The sequence below is a fragment of the Cellulosimicrobium sp. NPDC030954 genome (assembly GCF_055571305.1).
Map to the genome: position 1 here is coordinate 92,520 of NZ_JBVIFN010000003.1, position 20,588 is coordinate 113,107.

General features: G+C 75.0%; 19 protein-coding genes and 3 tRNA genes. 9 read left to right on the top strand and 13 right to left on the bottom strand.

What is annotated here, in order from left to right; translation table 11 throughout:
- Positions 1–58: 58 nt before the first annotated feature.
- A complete protein-coding gene (locus tag ACZ402_RS08075; protein ID WP_375822875.1) occupies positions 59–1,369 on the bottom strand; it encodes a TrpB-like pyridoxal phosphate-dependent enzyme in 1,311 nt (436 codons plus the stop codon).
- Positions 1,370–1,718: 349 nt separating this feature from the next.
- Between ACZ402_RS08075 and ACZ402_RS08080 the strand changes: the two genes are divergently transcribed.
- Positions 1,719–2,480: an SDR family NAD(P)-dependent oxidoreductase gene (locus ACZ402_RS08080; protein WP_375822876.1), complete on the top strand. Its 762-nt coding sequence runs from the start codon at positions 1,719–1,721 to the stop codon at positions 2,478–2,480.
- Between the two features lie 123 nt (positions 2,481–2,603).
- On the opposite strand, the gene ACZ402_RS08085 is transcribed toward ACZ402_RS08080, so the two are convergent.
- The 4 genes from ACZ402_RS08085 to ACZ402_RS08100 form a co-directional block, all read right to left on the bottom strand.
- Positions 2,604–6,380: a metallophosphoesterase family protein gene (locus tag ACZ402_RS08085; protein WP_375822877.1), complete on the bottom strand. Its 3,777-nt coding sequence runs from the start codon at positions 6,378–6,380 to the stop codon at positions 2,604–2,606.
- 269 nt (positions 6,381–6,649) lie between these two features.
- Positions 6,650–6,722: transfer RNA gene (locus ACZ402_RS08090), tRNA-Lys, on the bottom strand.
- A gap of 120 nt (positions 6,723–6,842) precedes the next feature.
- Positions 6,843–6,918: transfer RNA gene (locus ACZ402_RS08095), tRNA-Lys, on the bottom strand.
- A gap of 117 nt (positions 6,919–7,035) precedes the next feature.
- Positions 7,036–7,332 carry a GroES family chaperonin gene (locus ACZ402_RS08100; protein WP_253051451.1) on the bottom strand — a complete coding sequence of 99 codons (297 nt, stop codon included), beginning with the start codon at positions 7,330–7,332 and terminating at the stop codon, positions 7,036–7,038.
- 158 nt (positions 7,333–7,490) lie between these two features.
- On the opposite strand from ACZ402_RS08100, the gene bcp reads away from it, so the two are divergent.
- A complete protein-coding gene (gene bcp, locus ACZ402_RS08105) occupies positions 7,491–7,967 on the top strand; it encodes a thioredoxin-dependent thiol peroxidase (protein ID WP_375822878.1) in 477 nt (158 codons plus the stop codon).
- A gap of 98 nt (positions 7,968–8,065) precedes the next feature.
- Positions 8,066–8,147, top strand: a tRNA-Leu gene (locus tag ACZ402_RS08110).
- A 224-nt stretch (positions 8,148–8,371) separates the two neighbouring features.
- On the opposite strand, the gene trxA is transcribed toward ACZ402_RS08110, so the two are convergent.
- Positions 8,372–8,755 (bottom strand): thioredoxin, encoded by a 384-nt coding sequence (gene trxA / locus ACZ402_RS08115; protein WP_375822879.1) that lies wholly within the window; start codon positions 8,753–8,755, stop codon positions 8,372–8,374.
- Positions 8,756–8,888: 133 nt separating this feature from the next.
- On the opposite strand from trxA, the gene ACZ402_RS08120 reads away from it, so the two are divergent.
- From ACZ402_RS08120 to ACZ402_RS08140, 5 genes are all read left to right on the top strand, one after another.
- On the top strand, positions 8,889–10,340 hold the full coding sequence (locus ACZ402_RS08120) for an MFS transporter (RefSeq protein WP_375822880.1): 1,452 nt from the start codon (positions 8,889–8,891) through the stop codon (positions 10,338–10,340).
- Complete coding sequence (locus tag ACZ402_RS08125) at positions 10,306–11,931, top strand: aminotransferase class V-fold PLP-dependent enzyme (RefSeq protein WP_375822881.1); 1,626 nt, start codon at positions 10,306–10,308, stop codon at positions 11,929–11,931. Before ACZ402_RS08120 ends, ACZ402_RS08125 begins: the two co-directional genes overlap by 35 nt.
- Before the next feature lie 41 nt (positions 11,932–11,972).
- A complete protein-coding gene (locus tag ACZ402_RS08130; RefSeq protein ID WP_087471623.1) occupies positions 11,973–12,542 on the top strand; it encodes an NUDIX hydrolase family protein in 570 nt (189 codons plus the stop codon).
- On the top strand, positions 12,539–13,201 hold the full coding sequence (locus ACZ402_RS08135; protein WP_375822882.1) for a Pr6Pr family membrane protein: 663 nt from the start codon (positions 12,539–12,541) through the stop codon (positions 13,199–13,201). Before ACZ402_RS08130 ends, ACZ402_RS08135 begins: the two co-directional genes overlap by 4 nt.
- A 146-nt stretch (positions 13,202–13,347) precedes the next feature.
- Positions 13,348–13,890 (top strand): flavodoxin domain-containing protein, encoded by a 543-nt coding sequence (locus tag ACZ402_RS08140; protein ID WP_375822883.1) that lies wholly within the window; start codon positions 13,348–13,350, stop codon positions 13,888–13,890.
- Between the two features lie 103 nt (positions 13,891–13,993).
- Here the strand turns inward: ACZ402_RS08140 and ACZ402_RS08145 are convergent, their stop codons facing one another.
- Positions 13,994–15,628 (bottom strand): ABC-F family ATP-binding cassette domain-containing protein, encoded by a 1,635-nt coding sequence (locus tag ACZ402_RS08145; RefSeq protein ID WP_375822884.1) that lies wholly within the window; start codon positions 15,626–15,628, stop codon positions 13,994–13,996.
- A 110-nt stretch (positions 15,629–15,738) separates the two neighbouring features.
- Here ACZ402_RS08145 and ACZ402_RS08150 point away from each other — a divergent pair, with 110 nt between their 5' ends.
- Complete coding sequence (locus tag ACZ402_RS08150) at positions 15,739–16,212, top strand: DUF3054 domain-containing protein (protein ID WP_375822885.1); 474 nt, start codon at positions 15,739–15,741, stop codon at positions 16,210–16,212.
- 44 nt (positions 16,213–16,256) lie between these two features.
- On the opposite strand, the gene rdgB is transcribed toward ACZ402_RS08150, so the two are convergent.
- From rdgB to clpS, 6 genes are all read right to left on the bottom strand, one after another.
- The gene (rdgB, locus tag ACZ402_RS08155) at positions 16,257–16,964 is read right to left on the bottom strand and encodes an RdgB/HAM1 family non-canonical purine NTP pyrophosphatase (protein ID WP_375822886.1); all 708 of its coding nucleotides are present in this window, start codon (positions 16,962–16,964) and stop codon (positions 16,257–16,259) included.
- The gene (gene rph / locus ACZ402_RS08160) at positions 16,961–17,731 is read right to left on the bottom strand and encodes a ribonuclease PH (RefSeq protein WP_087471618.1); all 771 of its coding nucleotides are present in this window, start codon (positions 17,729–17,731) and stop codon (positions 16,961–16,963) included. The genes rdgB and rph overlap by 4 nt, the downstream gene beginning before the upstream one ends.
- Positions 17,732–17,823: 92 nt before the next feature.
- Entirely contained in the window at positions 17,824–18,654 is an 831-nt protein-coding gene (locus ACZ402_RS08165) for an MBL fold metallo-hydrolase (protein WP_375822887.1), read from the bottom strand.
- Entirely contained in the window at positions 18,654–19,457 is an 804-nt protein-coding gene (gene murI / locus ACZ402_RS08170; RefSeq protein WP_375822888.1) for a glutamate racemase, read from the bottom strand. The genes ACZ402_RS08165 and murI overlap by 1 nt, the downstream gene beginning before the upstream one ends.
- A gap of 111 nt (positions 19,458–19,568) precedes the next feature.
- Positions 19,569–20,237 (bottom strand): DUF2017 family protein, encoded by a 669-nt coding sequence (locus tag ACZ402_RS08175; RefSeq protein ID WP_375822889.1) that lies wholly within the window; start codon positions 20,235–20,237, stop codon positions 19,569–19,571.
- Positions 20,234–20,521, bottom strand: a complete 288-nt coding sequence (clpS, locus tag ACZ402_RS08180; RefSeq protein ID WP_375823163.1) for an ATP-dependent Clp protease adapter ClpS — start codon at positions 20,519–20,521, stop codon at positions 20,234–20,236. The genes ACZ402_RS08175 and clpS overlap by 4 nt, the downstream gene beginning before the upstream one ends.
- Positions 20,522–20,588 lie beyond the last annotated feature (67 nt).

Sequence of the window (20,588 nt, forward strand, 5' to 3'; positions counted from 1 at the left end):
CGCACCAGGGTACGGGCGCCCCGCGCGAGGACCTACCGCGCGGGGCGCCCGAGGTCCGTCAGACGTACGCCGCGTACGCCGGCAGGTCGAGGACGCCGTTGCCCGACAGCCCGAGCACGATCACCTCGGGCTCGGTCGCGGCGCGCGCGTGCGCGATCGCGGCCGCCACGGCGTGCGTCGACTCGGGCGCCGGGATGATGCCCTCGCTGCGCGCGAACAGCGTGCCCGCGACGAACGCCTCGTCCTGCTCGACGGCGACCGCGTCCATGAGCCCGAGGTTCACCGCGTGCGACACCATCGGCGACATGCCGTGGTACCGCAGGCCGCCCGCGTGGATCGCCGGCGGGACGAAGTCCTTGCCGAGCGTGTGCATCTTGAGCAGCGGCGTGAGGCCCGCGACGTCGCCGAAGTCGTAGCGGTACTCCCCCTGGGTCAGCGACGGGCACGCGGCCGGCTCGCACGCGACGAGCCGCGTCGTCGTGCCCTCGCGCAGGTTGCGGCCCAGGAACGGGAACGTCAGGCCCGCGAGGTTCGACCCGCCGCCCGCGCACCCGAACACGACGTCGGGCGCCCCCTCGCCCGCCTCGTCGAGCTGGACGAGGGCCTCCTGGCCGATGACGCTCTGGTGCAGCATGACGTGGTTGAGCACGCTGCCCAGCGCGTAGTGCGCCGCGGGGTCCTTCGCCGCCGTCTCCACGGCCTCGCTGATCGCCATGCCGAGCGACCCCGTCGTGCCCGGGTCGGCGGCGAGCATCGCGCGGCCCGCCTCGGTGAGGTCCGACGGCGACGGGTGGCAGATCCCGCCGTAGACCTCCATCTGCGCCCGGCGGTACGGCTTCGAGTCGAACGACGCGCGCACCTGCCACACCTCGACGTCGAGCCCGAGCAGCGCGCCCGCGAACGACAGCGACGCGCCCCACTGGCCCGCGCCGGTCTCGGTCGTGAGCTTCGTCGTGCCCTCGAGCGCGTTGTAGTACGCCTGAGCGACGGCGGTGTTCGGCTTGTGCGAGCCGACCGGGCTCACGCCCTCGTACTTGTAGTAGATCCGGGCCGGGGTGCCCAGGGCCCGCTCGAGGCGCCGCGCGCGCACGAGCGGCGACGGCCGCCACAGGGCGTAGATCTCGCGGACCGTCTGCGGGATCTCGACGTAGCGCTCCGTCGTCACCTCCTGCTGGACGAGCGCGAGCGGGAACAGCGGCGCGAGGTCGTCGGGCGTGAGCGGCTCGCGCGTGCCGGGGTGCAGGTGCGGCGGCACGGGCTCGGGCAGGTCCGCGGCGAGGTTGTACCAGTGCGTCGGGACGGTCGAGGGCACCTCCGCTCCGGTCGGCTCGAGGGACCGGACGGGGACGGGAGACTGCTGTGTCGTCATTCTGGGCTCCAGCTCGGGGGTACTCGTGGGGTACTCGGGAGGTACAGGCCGCTGGGCCGACGACGCGTGCACCGGGGTCCGCCGAGGCCGCCCACGTCGTCGGGGCACGGCCGGATGAGGTCACCGGCCGTCAGGCGGCCGGCCACCAGGGGGTCACGGACGGGTGCGTCACGACGCCGACCCTACCCCGGCGCGCGGGGTCGGGACACCGCCCGCGGAGGCTGCGGGACGGAGGACCACCGGCACCGGACCCGGGACGATCGGCTCTCGCGCGCGCCGGGAGCCGGACGGTGGGATGGGACCAGGACGCCGGACGACGGCAGTGCCGGCGCGGACGGAAGGAGCCGTCATGGTCAGCAACCACGTACCAGGAAGGTTCGAGGGCCGCACCGCGATCGTCACCGGCGCGGGCGCCGGGATCGGGCGCGCGACCGTCGAGCGGCTGCTCGCGGAGGGCGCGCGCGTCGTCGCGACGGACGTCCGGGAGGACCGGCTGGACAAGCTCGTCGCGGACGTCGGGACCGACGCCCTCGTGACGGTCGCGGGCGACGTGAGCGCGCAGACCACCGTGGACGCGGTGGTCGCGGCGGCGGACGGCCGCGTGGACGCGCTCGCCAACGTCGCGGGCATCATGGACGGCTTCCTGCCGACCGCTGAGGTCGACGACTCGACCTGGGACCTCGTCCTGGCCGTCAACGTCACGGCCGTCATGCGGCTCACGCGCGCGGTGCTGCCCCTCATGCTCGACGCCGGCAAGGGGTCGATCGTCAACGTCGGGTCCGAGGCGGGCTCGCGCGCGTCGGCCTCGGGCACCGCGTACGCGACGTCGAAGCACGCGATCGTCGGCTTCACGAAGAGCACGGCGTTCTTCTACACCCCGCAGGGCGTGCGGGCGAACGTCGTCGCGCCGGGCGCCGTCGCGACGAGCATCGAGGCGCCGTTCCGCTCGCCGTACGCCGGCGAGCGGCTCGGGCCGATCATGGCGACGACCGTCCCGCCCGCCGCGAGCGCCGACGAGCTCGCCGCGGCGATCACGTGGCTGCTGTCGGACGACTCGGCGAACGTCTCCGGCGCCGTCCTGCACAGCGACGGCGGGTGGGCCGCCGTCTGACCAGGACGGCTCCCGCGCCGAGGACGGAGACGTGGCCCCCGAGCGCGAGCGCTCGGGGGCCACGTCTCACCTCTCGGCACGGCGCGTCACCGGGTCGCCCCGGTCACCCGCGCGGCGCACGGGTCAGCCGCACGCCAGCGCGTCGAACGCGACGTCGCCCGCGAACGTGCGGCCGTCGCCGGTCGCGGCCACGTGCGCGCTGCCCGCCGCGACCTGCGCCGAGCGGACCGCGAACGCCTGGTACGCCGACGCGCCCGGCTGCACGCCCGTCACGGTGCGCTCGCCGTACGGCGTGCTCAGCGTGACGTCGACCGGCACGGTGTCGGCGTTCAGGGCCCGGACCGCGACGTACGCCGTGCCCGCCATGCACTGGCTGCGCGCCGTCGTCGCGACGACGAGCCCGTCCTCGCCGGGCGCCGTCGTGAACGTGCTCACCGGCGAGACGGAGGTGCCGCCGCCCGCGCTCGTCGCCGTGACGGTCCACGCGTGGAGGGCGCCGGGCTCGAGCCCGTCCCACGTGACCGTGGCGACCTCGCCCGACGGCACGGTCACGCGGCCGATCTCCTGCGCCGGGGCGTAGAGCGACACGGAGTCCGTCACGAGGCTCGTCACGCGCGAGGTGAGGTCCACGGGGACCGTGAAGTCGTCCTCGCGGCCGTCGTAGCGCAGCTCGTCGTCGTACTCGGTGGCCCCGAAGTTCGCGAGCCACGGCGAGTACGTGTCGACGATCATCTCCGAGCGGTCGACGTCGAACTGCAGCAGGCGCAGGAAGCTCGCGCCGAGGCGCAGGCCCTGGTCGGGCGCGTACCCGCCGATCTCGGTGAGCCCCGCCTCCTCGGCGGTGACCTCGTAGAACTGGTAGTCCGCGAGCAGCTCGACGACGCCGCTGCCCGGCGTGCCGACGTCCTGGCGCACGTTGATGCCGACGCCGTGACGGTGTCCCGCGAGGACGAGGAACACGTTCGGGTTGGGCTCGACGACCTTGGCGTGCACGAGGCGGCCGTCGGGCGTCGAGATCTCGGAGTCGCGCCCGTCGGGGTTCGTGCTGGGCACGAGGTAGTCGTGCGTGAGGACGACGGCGTTGCGGTCGGGGAACTGCTTGAGCACGCCGTCCGCCCAGGCCGCCTCCTCGTCCGTCACGCCGTACGACAGGTACACCGCGACGAAGTCGAGCCCGCCCGCGCTGAACAGGTCGTAGTGGTTCTGGTTGTCGCCGTCACGCCACGGCCCGCCGTAGGAGGCGTCCTCCCAGCCCGCGGACAGGGCCTCGTACCGCTCGGGCCCGTAGAACTCGTTGAACAGCGCCCCGGGCCCGTTGTCCTGGCCCGTGAGGTTGTCGTGGTTGCCGGCGAGGACGCCGTTGGGGATGTTCGCGTCGTCGAGGATCTTCTGCGCGGACGACGAGAACTCGTACTCGCCGCGGACCTGGGCCGCCATCGCGTCGTCGGCCGGGAGGCGCGTGTAGTTCTCGTTCACGTCGCCCGTGTGGCCGACGTACGCGATGCCCCGCTCCTCGGCGTTGTCCACGACCCACTGCGTGAGGTCCGTGTAGGCCTTCGCCCACACGGCACGCTCCTCGGCCGTCTCCTGCTCGACCGCGCCCTCGGACAGGTACTGCGTGTCGGTGAAGTGCACGAGCGAGAAGTCGTAGTCCTCGCGCGGCGCGAAGTCGGTCTCGTCGCGCGATCCGCCCGCCGCGATGTCGTCGGCGAACGGGTCCGTGCCCGTCACGAGCACGTGCACCGTCCCGTCGACGGCGGCGCCGCCGCGGAGCACGGCGCTCAGGGCTGTCGTGCCCTCGGCGGCACCGCGCGCGGACGCGAGCGGCTCCCACCGCTCCCCGTCCCACACGTGCAGCGTCGCGAGGCGCTGCGGGTCGACGACGCCCTCCCAGCGGGCGACCTGCCCGGCCGTGTCGCCGTCGGCGGGCAGCTCGAAGCGCTGGTAGGTGACGTCGCGGCTCTGCGGGGAGTCGAGCGTCAGGTCGTCGCCGGGTGCGAGCGCGTCCGCGGCGGCAGGCTGCTCGCCCGCGACGGGCAGCGTGGTCGGGATCTCGGCCGACTCGCCCTGCGCGACGAGCGCGGGGGCGGTGACGTCGGCGCGGGAGAACGTCGCGGTGACGTCGCCGCCGCCGGGAGCCGTCACGCGCGCCGACAGGTCGACGCTCCCGGTCACGTCGCGGGTGCCGTGCGCCGGGGCCAGGTCGGTCGGGACGTCGGGCACGCCGAGGCTCGTGAACGCGATCTCGTGGGTGCTCGCGTTGCCGAGCACGTCCGTCGCCGCGACGACGAGCGTGTGCTCGCCCGGGGCGAGGCCGGGGCCGACGGGCGCGCCGAGCGGGAGCGGCTCGCCGTCGAGCGTGACGTCGGGGCCGGACAGGACGCCCGAGGCGTCCTCGAGCTCGACGGCGAGGCTCGTCGCCGTGGCGAGCGCGGCACCCGCGGCGGGCGTGCTCGAGACGACCGCGGGACCGGTGTTGTCGGTCGTGACGGTCCGGCGCGCGACCGCGCCGGCGGCCGTCGCCGACGTGATCGTGTGCTGGCCGTCGGCGAGCGTCGTCGTGTCGACGTCGGCGCGCAGGCCGGTCGCGGGCGCGTCGGCGTCCCGCACGACGTCGAAGACGAGGTCGACCTCGCGCGGCTTCGTCGTGCTCGTGCCGCAGTCGCCGTCGCCCAACGAGTAGGACGGCGCGATGCCCACGCCCGTCGCCTTGCCGTCGGTCACGTCGAGACCGATGCCGGAGATCGCGAAGTCGTCGCGGTTGTCCCCGCACGACGTCGGGTAGGTGCCGGTCACGAAGCGGACGGTGTTGCGCCCGGGCAGGAGGAACGCGTTCGGGACGTCGATCCGCACCGTCTCGCTCACGTAGTCGCGGTCGACCAGGTCGATGCGCTGTCCGTTGACGAGCAGGTGGTTGGTGTAGCGGGCCTCGATCGAGTTGGAGCCCACGGTGAAGACGAACCGGGACGAGCCGGCGCCGAGCGTCGCGACGGTGGTCAGCGGGTCGCCGTCCAGCTCGATGCCCACGGGCGCGTCGCCACCGGCCGGCGGCGTCGCGAGGAGGCTCTGCGGCCCGTGCAGCAGCGCGCCGTCGGCGGGGACGACGACGGGGGCGCCCGGAGCGCCGTTGTTCACGGTGACCGCGCTCGACGCGGACGCGCCGGAGGCGGTCGTCGCGGTGAGCGTGTGGGCGCCGTTGTCCAGCGTCGTCGTGTCGAGGTCCGCGGCGAGGCCCGTGGTGGCCGCCGGGTCCTGCACGAGGTCGAACGTGAGGTCCGCCGAGAGCACCCGCGAGGTGTTGGTCCCGCACGACCCGTCGCCGAACGCGTAGGAGAAGCTGTTGGCCGACCCGTCGGCGGCCTCTCCCAGGAGCTCGAGCGACACGTCCGTGAGGTCGTAGTCGTCGTAGTTCGACCCGCAGGACGTCGTGACCGCGCCGACGACGAACCGCACCGTGTTCTCGCCCTGCGCGAGCCACTGCGCCGGCACGTCGAGGGCGACGCGCTCGGACACCATGTCGCGGTCGAGCTCGAGGCGCTCGCCGTTGACCAGCACGTAGCTGCCGTAGCGCCTCTCGATCGAGTTGCTGCCGACGTCGAACAGCAGGCGCGCCGTCGCGGGGGTCGCCGCGGCGTCGAGCGCCGTGCCGTCCACCGCGAGCGCGGTGACGGGGTCGCCCGCACGCACCGGGTCGGCCGCGACACGGACGGTGCCGTCGAGGAAGGTGCCGGCCGTCGGGCTCAGCACCGGCCGCGTCTCCGCGGCGGTCCCGGCGGTGCTGCCGGCAGCGGTCCGGGCGGCGCCGGTGACCGGGTCCGTCGCAGCGGCGGCGCCGGGCGCGAGCAGGCCGGCGACGAGCGCGGTCCCGAGCACCCCGGCGACCGCGCCGCGGCGCCGCACGCTGGCGGCGGTCCGTCTCTCGGTCCGTCTCGAAGTCCTGTGCGTGGGCACGGACGTGTCCATCGTGGTTCCCTTCCGTGGCGAGCTGGTCGACGGGCGACGTTGCCGAACGGCGACGGCGCCCGGACCGGACCCTTCCCGGCGCGGGTGAACACGAGGTCGGCGCGGAGCGAACTCCGGCGAAACGGACGGCGACGGTTGCTGCGGGCGACCAGCAGGAACGACGAAGGCCGCCCACCCGGGAGGGTGGACGGCCTGGTCAGGAAGGGTGCGCCATCAGGGACTCGAACCCCGAACCCGCTGATTAAGAGTCAGCTGCTCTGCCAATTGAGCTAATGGCGCGCGAGAGGGAACACTACCAGCGGCCGCGGGTCGTCCTGCACGAGGAGTTCCGCTCCCGCCGCCCCGGTCCCTCGACCGGCACGGCTCAGGCCGCCCGCGTACGGACGGCCCGATCGGTGGTGGTGCGCCATCAGGGACTCGAACCCCGAACCCGCTGATTAAGAGTCAGCTGCTCTGCCAATTGAGCTAATGGCGCGCGAGAGAAAACACTAGCAGCCGCGGGCGCGCCGGGAAAATCCGTTCCGCCCGCCCCCGTGTGACGTCGGCGACACCGCCCGACGCCCCGACCACGCGGCGGGGCCCACGGCCCGGTTCAGAGGTACAGGCCCGTCGGGCCGTCCTCCTCGACCTCCTGGGACACGGCGTGCACGTCGCGCTCGCGCAGCAGCACGAGGTCCCGGCCCCCGAGCTCGACCTCCGCGCGGTCGTCCGGGTCGAACAGGACGCGGTCGCCCACGGCCACCTGACGCACGTGCTCACCAGCGGCGACGACGACGGCCCACGCCAGGCGCTTCGGGCCCACGGCCGTCGCGGGGATGACGAGGCCCGCCGAGCTCTGGCGCTCGCTCGCGTCGACCTCCGGGTCGACGAGGAGCCGGTCGTGCAGCATCCGGATCGGGAGGTCACGGGCCGCCGGCCGGGCCGAGGACGGGCGGGTCGAGGACGCGGAGGGGGCGGACGTCGTCTTGCTCACAGCCACAACGCTACCGGTGCCACGACGCCTCACCTACGCTCGAGCCCACACCCTGGCCGGACCGAAGGAGATCCATGTCCACGCGCCTCACCGTCGGCGACACCGCTCCCGACTTCACCCTGCCCGCCGCCGACGGCAGCACCGTCACGCTCTCCGACCTGCGCGGCAAGCACGTCGTCGTCTACTTCTACCCGGCCGCCGGCACCCCCGGCTGCACGACCGAGGCCTGCGACTTCCGCGACAACCTCGCCTCGCTCCAGGGCGCCGGGTACTCGGTCGTCGGCGTCTCCCCCGACCCGGTCGAGAAGATCGCGGCCTTCGTCGAGGCCGAGCACCTCACGTTCCCGCTCGTCTCCGACGTCGACAAGACCGTCCTCGAGGCGTACGGCGCGTGGGGCGAGAAGAAGCTCTACGGCAAGACCGTCGTCGGCGTCATCCGCTCGACGGTCGTCGTCGACCCGGAGGGCACGGTCGAGCTCGCGCAGTACAACGTCAAGGCGACGGGCCACGTCGCCAAGCTGCGCCGCGACCTGGGCATCGACCCGAAGTAGCCCCTGCGGCGCGAGCGCTGCGTCCCCGCACGAGCGCGGCGCCCCGGACGCCTCGACCGACCGGGGACGCAGCGCTCGCGCCGTAGACTGACCACCGCGCGCGAGTGGCGTAACTGGCAGCCGCGCCAGGTTTAGGTCCTGGTGTCCTCGGACGTGCGGGTTCGAGTCCCGCCTCGCGCACCCTGAGCGACACCCTGTCTTTCACCCGCCCGTTAACTGGACGCCCGTCCAGTTGGGCGCCTAGCCTGACGTCAGAGCCGGTGTCCGCACCATTGCCCCCTGCCGGTGCGGGCACCGGCTTCTTCCGTCGAGGCGCATCCTGCGCGCGCACGACGGCCTCTGACCGAGACGCGAACGGCCCGGCACCTCGAGGTGCCGGGCCGTACGTGTACGCGGGGCCGGGGTCAGGCGTCCTTTGCCGGGGTGCCGTCGTTCGCCGCGGCGATCTGGCGCCGCACGTCCTCCATGTCGAGGCCCTTCACGGCGTCCACGACCTGCTTGAGCGCGGGGGCGGGGAGCGCGCCGGGCTGGGAGAAGACGAGGATGCCCTCGCGGAAGGCCATGAGCGTCGGGATCGACGTGATGTTCGCCGCCGCGGCCAGGCCGCGCTCGGCCTCGGTGTCGATCTTGCCGTGCACGACGTCCGGGTTCTCCTCCGACGACGCCTCGAACACGGGCGCGAACATCTTGCACGGTCCGCACCAGTCGGCCCAGAAGTCGACGAGGACGATGTCGTTCTCCGTGATCGTCTGCTCGAAGGTGGACTCGGTGAGCGTCTGCGTGGCCATGGATGATCCTCCTGGGACGGTGGGGGGTGTCTGCCTCGTAGAGCAACGATCCTGCCCCACGTATTCCCCTCGCCTACCCGGCGCGGCACGCGCCCGGGCCGCCCCGCGCCCGACCAGCCTCTACGCTGCCCCTGTGACGAACGCCACCGCCTCCCCCCGGCTCTCGCGCAGGACGATCGCCGGCTACGCCGCCGGCTCCGTGGGCACCGGGGGCTTCGGCACCCTGCCCGGGCTCGTGCTGCTCGTGTACCTGACCGACGCGCTCGCGGTGCCCGCCGCGGTCGCGGGGCTCATCGTCACCGGCGCGAAGGTCTGGGACGTCGTCATCGACCCGTTCATCGGGTACGGCTCCGACCGCGACCTCGCCCGCACCGGCTCGCGCCGGCGCTTCATGACGATCGGCGCCCTCACGCTGCCCGTCTTCTTCGCGCTGACGTTCGCCGTCCCCGCCGCGGCCGGGCCCACCGCGGCGGCGATCTGGGTGCTCGTCGCGTTCCTCCTCGCCGCGACGGCGTTCTCGCTCTTCCAGGTCCCGTACATCGCCCTGCCGGCCGAGCTCGACCCCACCTACGACGGCCGCACGCGGCTGCTCGCGTGGCGCGTCGCGGCGCTCGCGTTCGCGATCCTGCTGTTCGGCGCGGGGGGCCCCGCGCTGCGCGGTGGCGGCGACTCGACCTCGGGCTACCTCGTCATGGGCGTCGTGTCCGGCGTGGTCATCGGCGCGGGCATGCTCGTCGCCACCCGCGTCGCCCCCCGGACCGGCCGCTCGGGCACGACAGGTGGCTCGGCGCCGGTCGCGGGCACGACGCCGCTCGGCCCCGCCGCGTCGACGTCCGCCTCGCGCGCGTGGACCCTCGCGGTCCGCGAGGCGTTCGACGCGCTGCGCCGCTCGCGGCCGTTCCGCACGCTGCTCGCGGCGTTCTTCCTCCAGGCGGTCGCCACCGGCCTCATGCTCGCGGGCGCGGCGTACGTCGCCCGCTACGTGCTGCACGACGAGGCCGCGGTGAGCTACCTCTTCGCCGCCCTCATCGCCCCTGCCCTGCTCTGCATGCCCCTGTGGACCCGGCTCGCGCGCCGGGACGGGAAGGAGCGCGGCTTCGTCGTGGCCACGGTGCTCTTCGCCGTCGCCGCGCTCGGGATGATCCCGCTCCTGTGGGCGCCCGGCGCGTGGGTGTACGTCCCGACGGCGCTCGCCGGGATCGCCTACGCGGGCATGCAGGCGCTCCCGCTCGCGATGCTCCCGGACGTCATCGCCCACGACGCGCGCACGCACGGCGAGGGACGCGGCGGGGCGTTCAGCGGCGTCTGGACGGCGGGCGAGACCACGGGCATGGCGCTCGGCGCCGCGGTGCTCTCGCTCGTCCTCGGCATCACGGGCTACGTGTCGACGCGCGCCGGGGAGACCGTGACGCAGCCGACCGCGGCGGTCGACGGCATCGCCCTGTCGTTCTCGGTCGTCCCCGCGGTCCTCGTGCTGGCAAGCCTCGTACCGCTCGTACGGTACGGTCTGCGCAGGGGGGACATCGACGACACAGCACCGGAGCTGCCGCGTGACCACGCCGCCACCGACCGAGCGCACGACTGACCCCTCCACGAAGCACCCCGGCGCCGCGCCGGGCGACGTCCCCCTGCGCACGGACGGGATCCTGGACCGGCTCGCCGCGCTCCGCGCCGCCGACGCCCCCACGCACGGGGGCCGCGTCCTGTCCTACGTCTACGACCCCGGCCTCGCCGAGCTCGACGAGCTCGCCGCCGCGGCGGCCCGCGCGGTCCAGCCCGTCAACGGACTCGACCCGACGACGTTCACGTCGGTCGCCGTCATGGAGTCCGAGCTGGTCGCCTTCGCCCGGACCATGCTCCGCGGGCCCGCCACCGGGCCCGACGCCGTCGTGGGCTCGGTGACCTCCGGCGGGACCGAGAGCTGCCTCCTCGCGGTGAAGATCGCCCGCGACGCCGCCCGCGCGGCCCGGCCCGACGTGCGCCCGCGCGTCGTCGCCCCGGTGAGCGTGCACGCGGCGTTCCGCAAGGCCGCGCAGTACCTCGAGGTCGACCTCACGCTCGTGCCGGTCGACCCCGCGACCGGGACCCTCGCGGCCGCCGACCTCGTCGCGGCGCTCGACGGCGGGACCGACGGCGCCGAGGTCGCGCTGGTCGTCGTGTCCGCGCCGTCGTACCCGCACGGCGTCGTCGACCCGGTGGCCGAGGTCGCCGCCGCGGCCGCCGCGCGCGGCGTGCCGGTGCACGTGGACGCGTGCGTCGGCGGGTGGGTCCTGCCGTTCTGGGAGGGCGCGGGCGGTGCGCCGGTGCCCGCGTTCGACTTCTCCGTGCCGGGCGTGACGAGCATCTCCGCCGACGTGCACAAGTACGGCTACGCGCCCAAGGGCACGTCGGTCCTGCTCGTGCGCGGGCGCGACCGCCAGCGCCGTCAGTTCTTCGCGACGACGAGCTGGCCCGGCTACCCGGTGGTCAACCCGACGACGTCCGGCTCGCGCTCGGCGGCGCCGCTCGCGGCGGCGTGGGCCGTGAGCCAGGCCCTCGGCACGGCCGGGTACACGGCCCTCACCGCGCGGTGCGTGCGCGCGACCCGGGCCCTGCACGAGGCGATCGACGGGATCGACGGGCTGCGCGTCGTCGGGCGCCCCACCGGTCCCCTGATCGCGGTGGCCTGCGACGAGACGGTGCCGCCGGCGCGGCAGGTCGACCCGCACCTGTGGGCCGACGCCGTCCGGTCGCTCGGCTGGGTCCTCCAGCCCCAGCCGGGGCTCGCGCAGGACGACGGGACCCACCTGCCGCACACGACCCACCTCACGGTCACCCCCGTGACGGAGGCCGGTCTCGGTGGCCTCGGCGCGGCCCTCGTCCAGGGTGCGGACGCCGTACGCGGCGAGCCGCGTCCCGACGTGAGCGCCGTGCTCGGCGCGCTCGCGGGGGCGTTCGGCCCGGGCGCCGACGGCGCTGCGCCGGAGCCCACCGCCGACGCCGTCTGGGAGGCGCTGCTCGCGGCCCTCGCCGCGGACGGCGGCGAGCGCGGCGGGACGGCCCGCTCCGTCCTGCCCGACCGGCTCGCGCCGCTCATGGCCGTCATGGAGGTGCTGCCCGCGGCGGTGGCGGAACGGGCGCTCGTCGAGATCGTCGCGCGGGTCGCCGAGCCGCCCGCCGGTCCCGGCGCGCCGTGAGCGGACTCGCCCCGGCGCACCGCACGGGGTAGAACAGTCGCGTGACCGACACCGCCGACTTCGTGCCCGACGACTTCTCCCACGAGAACCCGCAGCCTGCGGGCTGGCTCAGCCCGGAGGAGATCGCGGTCGCGCGCGCGCAGCTCCCGCTCGTCTACGTGGACGCCGTCCCGGTGCGGGTCGACGACTCCGGCGACGTCGTCGCGGTCGGGCTCCTGCTGCGCGTCACGCCCGAGGGCATGATGACGCGTGCCCTGGTCTCCGGCCGCGTGATGTTCCACGAGCGCATCCGCGACGCCCTGCTGCGGCACATCGAGAAGGACCTCGGCCCGGTCGCGCTCCCGCAGGTCCCCGCGTCGCCGCAGCCGTTCACGGTGGCCGAGTACTTCCCGACCCCCGGCATCACCTCCTACCACGACCCGCGCCAGCACGCGGTGTCGCTCGCGTACGTCGTGCCGGTGACGGGCGACTGCCGCCCGCAGCAGAACGCGCTCGAGCTCGCGTGGCTCACGCCCGAGCAGGCGTGCAGCGACGAGGTGCAGCTCGAGATGCGCGGCGGCCAGGGGGTGCTGCTGCGCCAGGCGATGGCGTACGTCGGCCGCCTGCCGTGACGGGCGCGCCGCGCGTCCCGGCGGCCGGACGACGGATCGCCGTCGCGCGGGTGCTCCACGCGCTCGTGGCGCTCGCCGCGCTCGCGGGCGTCGCCATGGAGCTCGTCATCGCGCTCGTCGACGGGCCCGGCACGGCCCCGAGCCAGGCGGAGCGTCTCGTGCGCCTGTTCTCCTACTTCACGATCCAGTCGAACCTGCTCGTCGGCGTCGTCTCGGTCCTCCTCGCGGTGCGGCCCGAGCGCGACGGCCCGGTGCTCCGCGTCGCACACCTCGACGCGCTGCTCTGCATCGCCGTGACCGGCATCGTCTACAACACCGTCCTGCGCGGTCTCGCCGAGCTGAGCGCCGCCGGCCAGGTCTCGAACCTGCTCCTGCACCTGCTCGCGCCCGTGCTCGCCGTCGCCGCGTGGCTCGTGGTCGGGCCGCGTCCCCGGGTGGACGCCGCGACGGTGTGGTGGTCCGTCGTCTACCCCCTCGCGTGGATCGCGTACACGTTCCTCCGCGGCGCGGTCGTCGGCTGGTACCCGTACCCGTTCCTCGACGTGGGCGAGCTCGGCCTGGTCCGGGCGCTGGTCAACACGGCGGTCGTCGCGGTCGTCTTCCTCGCGCTGGCGTGGCTCGTGCGCCTCGTCGACGCGCGGCTGCGCCCGGCCCCCTGACGCCTCGCCCACCGGGCGGCGGTGAGCCCGGGACCAACGGCCCCCACGCTCCGTCCGCTCGACCCTGGGCCGGGCGTGGCGTCGCCCGGAGGCTGGAGGGAGGGGACCCGTCCGGTCCGGACGGGCGTTCGACGAAGGGGCGCGCCATGGATGCCGCAGTGGTCTACGAGTCGATGTACGGGAACAGCGAGCGGGTCGCGCAGGCCGTCGCCGAGGGGCTGAGCGAGACGGTCCGCGTGATGGTGGTCGACGTGACCGACCCCGCCGCGAGCCCCGAGGCGCTCCGGCACATGGGCCTCGTGGTCGCCGGAGGCCCGACCCACGCGTTCGGCATGACCCGTCCCGCGACCCGCGCCGAGGCCGTGCAGCGCGCGAGCGGCGACGTGTCCGACCGCGCGACGGGACTGCGCGAGTGGGTCGAGGCCGTCCCGCGCCAGGGCGAGACGCGTCTGGCCGCGACGTTCGACACGCGCGTCACCAAGGTCAAGCCCCTGCCCGGCTCCGCCGCGCGCGGCGCGGCCAAGGTGCTGCGCCGGGCCGGCTTCCGCCTGGTCGCTCCCCCGGCGTCGTTCTACGTCGGGGACGTCGAGGGGCCGCTCGACGACGGCGAGCTGGACCGCGCCCGGGCGTGGGGCCGCGCGCTGGGCAAGGTGCTCGTGCCCGCGGCGAGCCCCGCCGAGGGTCGCTGAGCGACCACCCGGCGGTCGGTGCGGACCGCGGGTCGGTGCCGTCCCGGATCCGTGCCGTCGCAGGTCGGTGCCGTCGCAGGTCGTTCCGGTCGCTCGGCCGGGGTCAGCCCGCGAGCTCGAGCCGCGGCCAGTCGTCGAGGTCCTCGCGCATCCGCCGGTCGTGCGTCGCGACGACCACGGCCGCGGGCGTGACCCGCAGCGCCTGCGTGAGCTCGTCGACGAGGTCGATCGAGAGGTGGTTGGTCGGCTCGTCGAGGATCAGCACGTGCGGCGCGGCCAGCAGCGCGCGGGCGAGGTCGAACCGGCGCCGCTGCCCCGCGGACAGCTTGCGCAGCGGACGCTCCAGGTCCTCCTCGGTCAGCAGGCCGAGGAACGCGACCGGCACGAGGTGGTCCGGGTCCAGCCGGTTCGTGTCGAGGAGCTCGAGGGCCTCGCGCGCGTACTCGTCGAACCCGGTGCGGTCCTCCGCCTCCGGGGGCAGCGCGGGACCCTCCTGCGCCACGACCCCGAGCCGCGCGCCGTCCACGACCGACCGCGCACCCCGGTCGAGCGCGACCAGCCCGGCGAGCGCCGCGAGGAACGTCGACTTGCCGCTCCCGTTGGGCCCCGTGACGAGCAGGCGCCCCGACGGCGGGAGCGCGACGCGCGTGCCGGGCAGGTCGAGGCGCGGGTCGGCGTCGGGCCCGACGCGCGGGCTGCGCAGCTCGAGCACCGGGTCGCCCGGGTCCCAGCCGGGCGACATCGCGGGCAGCTCGGGAAAGACGAGCTGGAGCGGCGGCACCGGGACCTCGACGGCCTCGGCCTCGAGCTGCTGGAGGCGCCGGTCCGCGGCCTTGACGTGGATGCGGGCCCGCGTCGCGCGACGGTGCTTCTGGCTGCCCTTGGGCGGGCGCCACTCGTCGGACAGCCCCTCGTACGAGGCGTCGAGCACCGCGGCGAGCTTCTCCGCGCGCTTCTGCTCCGCCCGGAACCGCTGACGCCAGCGGTGCAACGCCTGGTTCTTGGCGAACCGGTAGGACAGGTAGCCCGGCTGCCCGTAGAGCACCGGCTTCCCGTCCATGGCCGGGTCGAGGTCGAGGATCTCGGTCGCGACGTCGTCGAGGAGCTGCCGGTCGTGCGTGACCATGACCGCTCCCCCGCGCCACGCGACGAGCTCGCCCGTGAGGAAGTCGATGCCGCCCGCGTCGAGGTGGTTGGTGGGCTCGTCGAGGAGCAGCAGGTCGGCGCGCTCGGCGAGCCGGCACGCGAGCCGCACGCGGTAGCGCTCGCCGACGGACAGCGTCGCGAGCTCCCGGTCCCGGTCCCGGCACGCGCCGAGCCGCGACAGCGCGACGTCGACGCGCCGGTCTGCGTCCCACACCGCGAGGTGCTCTGCCCGCGCGAGGATCTCCGTGAGCTCGGCGAGGTCGCCGGCCTCGTGGTCGAAGTCGCGGGCCGCCGCCTCGAGCTCCGCGGCGACCGCGCGCAGCCCGCTCAGCGTCGCGGCGACGAGCGTGCCGACCGTCTGGCCCGGCGCGATCGCGAGCTCCTGCTCGACGAGCGCGAGCGAGCCCGCGCGGCGGACCTCGCCGCGGCTCGGCGCGAGGTCCCCCGAGAGCACGTGCAGCAGCGTCGACTTGCCCGTGCCGTTCTCCCCCACGACGCCGAGCCGGGTCCCCGCCGCGACGCGCACCCCGACGCCGTCGAGGACGGGTCGTCCGGGGTAGGCGAAGGCGAGGTCGTCGGCGGCAAGATGCACGGGGACTACCTTATGGTCCGCGAGATCGACCCCTGCGGCGCGAGGTCGACCTTCCGAGGGTCGATCTCGACCGTACGGGCCGATCTCGCGAGCGGGGTACGGTCGAGCCCATGAGCACCGCGCCCTCCGGACCGGCCCACCCGAGCGTCCCGTCCCCCACCGCCGACGCCCCCGGGACGACGCCGACGCCCCCCGCGGGCCGGACGACGGCCGGGGTCGTGACGCTCGCCGTCGTGCTCGACGTCGTGAGCGTCCTCGTCTTCGCCGCCGGCGGCCGCGCGACCCACTCCGCGGACAGCCCCCTCACCGCCGTCGCAGGCATCGCGTGGCCGTTCCTCGCCGGCCTCGCGGTCGCGTGGGTCGTGCTGCGCGCGTGGCGACGCCCGCTCGTGCCCTGGCCCGTCGGCGTCGGTGCGTGGGCGCTGACCTGGGCCGTCGGCATGGCGCTGCGGGCCGCGACGGGCGAGGGCCTCGCCGTGCCGTTCCTCGTCGTCTCCGCGCTGTTCCTGCTCGCGACGCTCGTCGGATGGCGCCTCGTCGCCACGCTCGTCACGCGCCTCCGCGCCGCCCGCGCCCCGAGGTAGCGGCGTGGTCGCCCGAGGGAGAGGCGTGCCCTGCGACCAGGCCTCTACCTCGCCGGATCGGGCCCCTGCCTCGACGAGAGCACGGTCACGATCTCGGGGGCGAGCGCGCGGAACGCCTTGCCCCGGTGGCTGACGGCGTTCTTCTCCGCCGGGCTGAGCTCGGCCGCGGAGCGGGCCGTCCCTGCGCCGGGCTGCTCGTCCGGCAGGAGGATCGGGTCGTAGCCGAACCCGTTCGCGCCGCGCGGCGCGGTGAGCAAGGTCCCGCGCATCTCCCCTGTCCGCACGACCTCGGTGCCGTCGGGCGTGACGAGCGCCGCCGCGCACACGAAGCCCGCGGCCCGGTGCTCCGCGGGCACGTCGCCGAGCTGGGCGAGCAGGAGCTCGAGGTTCGCGACGTCGTCGCCGTGCCGCCCGGCCCAGCGCGCCGAGAAGATCCCCGGGGCGCCGCCGAGCACGTCGACGGCGAGGCCCGAGTCGTCCGCGACCGCGGGCAGCCCCGTCGCCGCGACGAGCGCGCGCGCCTTGATGAGCGCGTTCTCCGCGAACGTCACGCCGTCCTCGACCGGCTCGGGCGCGCCGACGTCACCGGCACCGACGATCGCCTCGGGCGCGAGCTCGAGGCCCGGGTGCGCGTCCAGCTCAGCCGCCAGAATGGCGCGCAGCTCGGCGATCTTGCCCGGGTTGTGGGTCGCGAGCACGAGGCGGGCGCCGTCGGGCACGACGACGCCCGTCGCCTCGGGCGCGCCGCTCACCGTGCGTCCGCCGCGAGCGCCGCGCGCTGGATCGCCGTGAGGTCGGCGGTGCCCGCGACCGCGAGGTCGAGCAGCGCGTCGAGCTCGGCGCGGTCGAACGGGGCGTGCTCGGCGGTGCCCTGCACCTCGACGAACGTGCCCGAGCCCGTGACCACGACGTTCATGTCCGTCTCGGCCCGCACGTCCTCGACGTACGGGAGGTCGAGCATGGGCGTGCCGTCGATGATCCCGACGCTCACGGCCGCGACGGAGTCCGTCAGGACCGGCTTGCCACCCTTGATGTGCCCGTGCCTCTGGCCCCACGCGACCGCGTCGGCGAGCGCCACGTAGGCCCCCGTGATCGCGGCGGTGCGGGTGCCGCCGTCGGCCTGGAGGACGTCGCAGTCGAGCACGATCGTGTTCTCGCCGAGCGCCGAGACGTCGATGATCGCGCGCAGGGACCGGCCGATGAGGCGCGAGATCTCGTGCGTACGCCCGCCGATCTTGCCCTTGACCGACTCGCGCTGGCTGCGCTCGTTGGTCGCGCGCGGCAGCATCGCGTACTCGGCGGTGACCCAGCCCTCGCCCGACCCCTTGCGCCAGCGCGGCACGCCCTCCGTGAACGACGCCGCGCACAGCACGCGCGTGCGGCCGAACTCGACGAGCACGCTCCCCTCGGCCTGGTCGAGCCAGTGGCGGGTGATGGTCACGGGGCGGAGCTGGTCGGGCGTGCGGCCGTCGGCGCGCAGGGGCGCGCCCGTGTCCGAGGACGATGCGGGGATGGTCATGCCGCCACCCTACCGACCGCCCGGCACCCGCTGAGTGCGGGGTATCCGTCGTCACGACGCCGTGCGGGCGACCCATCCCCCGCGCTCAGCGGCTAGAGGTCGAAGACCGCGCCGGTCGTCGCGACGTCGACCTGGCCCGCGTACGACTCGCGGGCCTCCGCGCGCGACCGCTCGGGGTCGTTCCACGCGGGGAGGTGCGTCAGGACCAGCCGGTGCGCGCCGGCCGCCGTCGCGACCTCGCCCGCCCGGCGCCCCGTGAGGTGGATGCCGCGCTCGACGCCGTCGTCGCGGCCCTCGTGGAACGCGGCCTCCGACAGCAGCAGGTCGGCGTCCCGCGCGAGCTCGACGACGCCGTCGCACGCGTCGGTGTCGCCCGTGTACGCGAGCACGGCCCGCTCGCCCGGCCGTACGGACGACGGCCCCGTGACGCGCACGCCGTACGCCTCGACGGGGTGGAACACGCGGTAGGGCTCCAGCGTGAGCGGTCCCACCTGGACGGGCGCACTCGGGTCCCAGACCCGCACGTCGAGCTCCTCGGCCATCCCGTCGCCCGGCTCGGCGCCGTACGCCGCCTCGATGCGCGCGGCCGTCTCCGACGGACCGAGCACCGTCAGCCGGCTCGGCACCCCGGTCCGGGTCGAGCCGCGCTCGGGGTGGTAGCGCAGGTACACGTACAGCCCGCAGACGTCGACGAAGTGGTCGGGATGCAGGTGCGACAGCGCGACGGCGTCGAGGTCGAGGGGGTCGACGAACCGCTGGAGCGCACCCAGCGCCCCGTTGCCGAGGTCGAGCACGACGTTCCACTCGCGTGCCTCGAACCCCGCGGCCGCGGCCTCGGCTGCCGGGACCTGGACGAGGTACGACGACGCGGGCGACTCCGGCCCGGCGAACGACCCCGAGCACCCGACCGTGACGAGGCGCATCAGGCGGCCTCCACGCTGAGCACCTCGGGGCCGAGGAAGCGGCGCGCCAGGTGCTCGAACGGCTCCGCGCTCCCCGTCGCGAGGAAGCGGTGCTGCGGCGTCCCCGCGTCGCGCGAGCGTTCGAGGCCGTGCGCGACGAGCGTGCGGTAGACGTCCTTGGCGGTCTCCTCCGCGCTCGACACGAGCGTGACCTCCTCGCCCATGACGTAGGAGATCGCGCCCGTCAGGAGCGGGTAGTGCGTGCACCCGAGCACGAGCGTGTCGACGCCCGCCGCCTTGACCGGGTCGAGGTAGCGGTGCGCGACCTCCAGCACCTCGGGCCCCGACGTCACTCCCTGCTCGACGAGGGGCACGAAGTCCGGGCACGCCTGGGTCGTCAGGTGCAGGCCCGGCGTGACGGCGAACGCGTCCTCGTACGACCGCGACGTGATGGTGGCGCGCGTCCCGATGACCCCGATCCGCCCCGAGCGCGTCGCCGCGACCGCGCGGCGCGCCGCGGGGAGGATGACCTCGACGACCGGCAGGCCGTGACGCTGCGTGTACCGCTCGCGCGCGTCGCGCAGGACCGCCGAGGAGGCCGAGTTGCACGCGATGACGAGCATCTTCACGCCGTCGTCGACGAGCTGGTCCATGATCGCCAGCGCCATCGCCCGGACCGCCGCGAGCGGCTTGGGCCCGTAGGGGCCGTTCGCGGTGTCCCCGATGTAGAGGAGGGACTCGTTCGGGAGCTGGTCCAGGATCGAGCGCGCGACGGTCAGGCCACCCACGCCCGAGTCGAAGATCCCGATGGGAGCGTCGTTCACCCGCCCGAGCCTACTGGCGCGCCCGCGCGCGGGGCGCACCGAACCGCGGCTCCCGCCTGTGGCAGCGCCCACAGGGCGACCGCCCCTCCGACCCGACGCGCGGGACGACCCTCAGGACCGACCGTCGCGCCCCGCCCGCAGGTCGGCGAGCATCCCGTCCACGAGCGACTCCTGGAGCAGGCCCGTGAGCAGGAACACGCTCACGAGGAAGCGGCGCGGCGCGCCACCCACCTCGCCGTCGTCCGGGCCGTCGTCGCCCTCGCGGTCCAGCTCGTCGTAGAGGCTCTCGACCTGCTCGTCGGTCCGCAGGCCGAGCCGCTCCGCGAGCACGAGGCGGACGTCCGTCAGCGCCCCCGCCACGTCCTCGGCCTCGTCGCGCACGACGGCGAACGGGGCCACCTCGGCGGGCTCCGCGTCCACGAGCATGCGGGCCAGCAGCACCAGCCGCCCGACCTTGCGCGCCGCCAGGTCGTCCTGGGTGAACCGCCGGAACTCGGCCGCCACCTCGACGTCGTCCGACGCGTCCGGGAGCAGACGCCGCACGGCCGGGTCCGGCGGCGGCGTCGCGTCCGAGACGCTCCCCCCGGGGACCGGCCCCGTCCAGCCGGGAGGCGACCACGCGTCGTCGGGCCCGGACGGGCCGGGCTCCCCCGGCGCCCGCCCGGGCACGCCCTCCTGGAGCATCTGCGCGACGTCGCCCGCGAGCTGGGCCAGCACGATCCGCTCCGACGGCTCGAGCTCCGCGACGTACCCGTGCGCCTCGGCGCGGAACGGCCTCACTGCTCGCCGTCCTTCTGGAGGGTCGCCCACAGCCCGAACGAGTGCATCGCCTGCACGTCGACCTCCATGCGCTCGCGGTCGCCCGTCGACACGACGGCACGGCCCTCCTGGTGCACCTGCAGCATGAGCTCGTGGGCGCGCTCCGCGGCGTACCCGAAGTAGGACTCGAACACGTACGCGACGTAGCTCATGAGGTTGACCGGGTCGTTCCACACGAGGGTGACCCACGGGCTGTCGGGGAGGACGGACTCGTCGACCCGCGTCGCCTCCTCGGGCACGGTCACGGACGCCCGCGCGCCGACGGCGCGGGTGAAGATCGGCTGGGGGCTCACGCCACCACTGTATTCGTGG

Excerpts from the sequence above, each read along its gene's own strand:
- ACZ402_RS08075 (WP_375822875.1), bottom strand. The coding sequence starts at position 1,369 with ATGACGACACAGCAGTCTCCCGTCCCCGTCCGGTCCCTCGAGCCGACC.
- ACZ402_RS08080 (WP_375822876.1), top strand. The coding sequence starts at position 1,719 with ATGGTCAGCAACCACGTACCAGGAAGGTTCGAGGGCCGCACCGCGATC.
- ACZ402_RS08100 (WP_253051451.1), bottom strand. The coding sequence starts at position 7,332 with ATGCTGCACGACCGGCTCCTCGTCGACCCGGAGGTCGACGCGAGCGAG.
- bcp (WP_375822878.1), top strand. The coding sequence starts at position 7,491 with ATGTCCACGCGCCTCACCGTCGGCGACACCGCTCCCGACTTCACCCTG.
- trxA (WP_375822879.1), bottom strand. The coding sequence starts at position 8,755 with ATGGCCACGCAGACGCTCACCGAGTCCACCTTCGAGCAGACGATCACG.
- ACZ402_RS08140 (WP_375822883.1), top strand. The coding sequence starts at position 13,348 with ATGGATGCCGCAGTGGTCTACGAGTCGATGTACGGGAACAGCGAGCGG.
- ACZ402_RS08150 (WP_375822885.1), top strand. The coding sequence starts at position 15,739 with ATGAGCACCGCGCCCTCCGGACCGGCCCACCCGAGCGTCCCGTCCCCC.
- rph (WP_087471618.1), bottom strand. The coding sequence starts at position 17,731 with ATGACCATCCCCGCATCGTCCTCGGACACGGGCGCGCCCCTGCGCGCC.
- ACZ402_RS08165 (WP_375822887.1), bottom strand. The coding sequence starts at position 18,654 with ATGCGCCTCGTCACGGTCGGGTGCTCGGGGTCGTTCGCCGGGCCGGAG.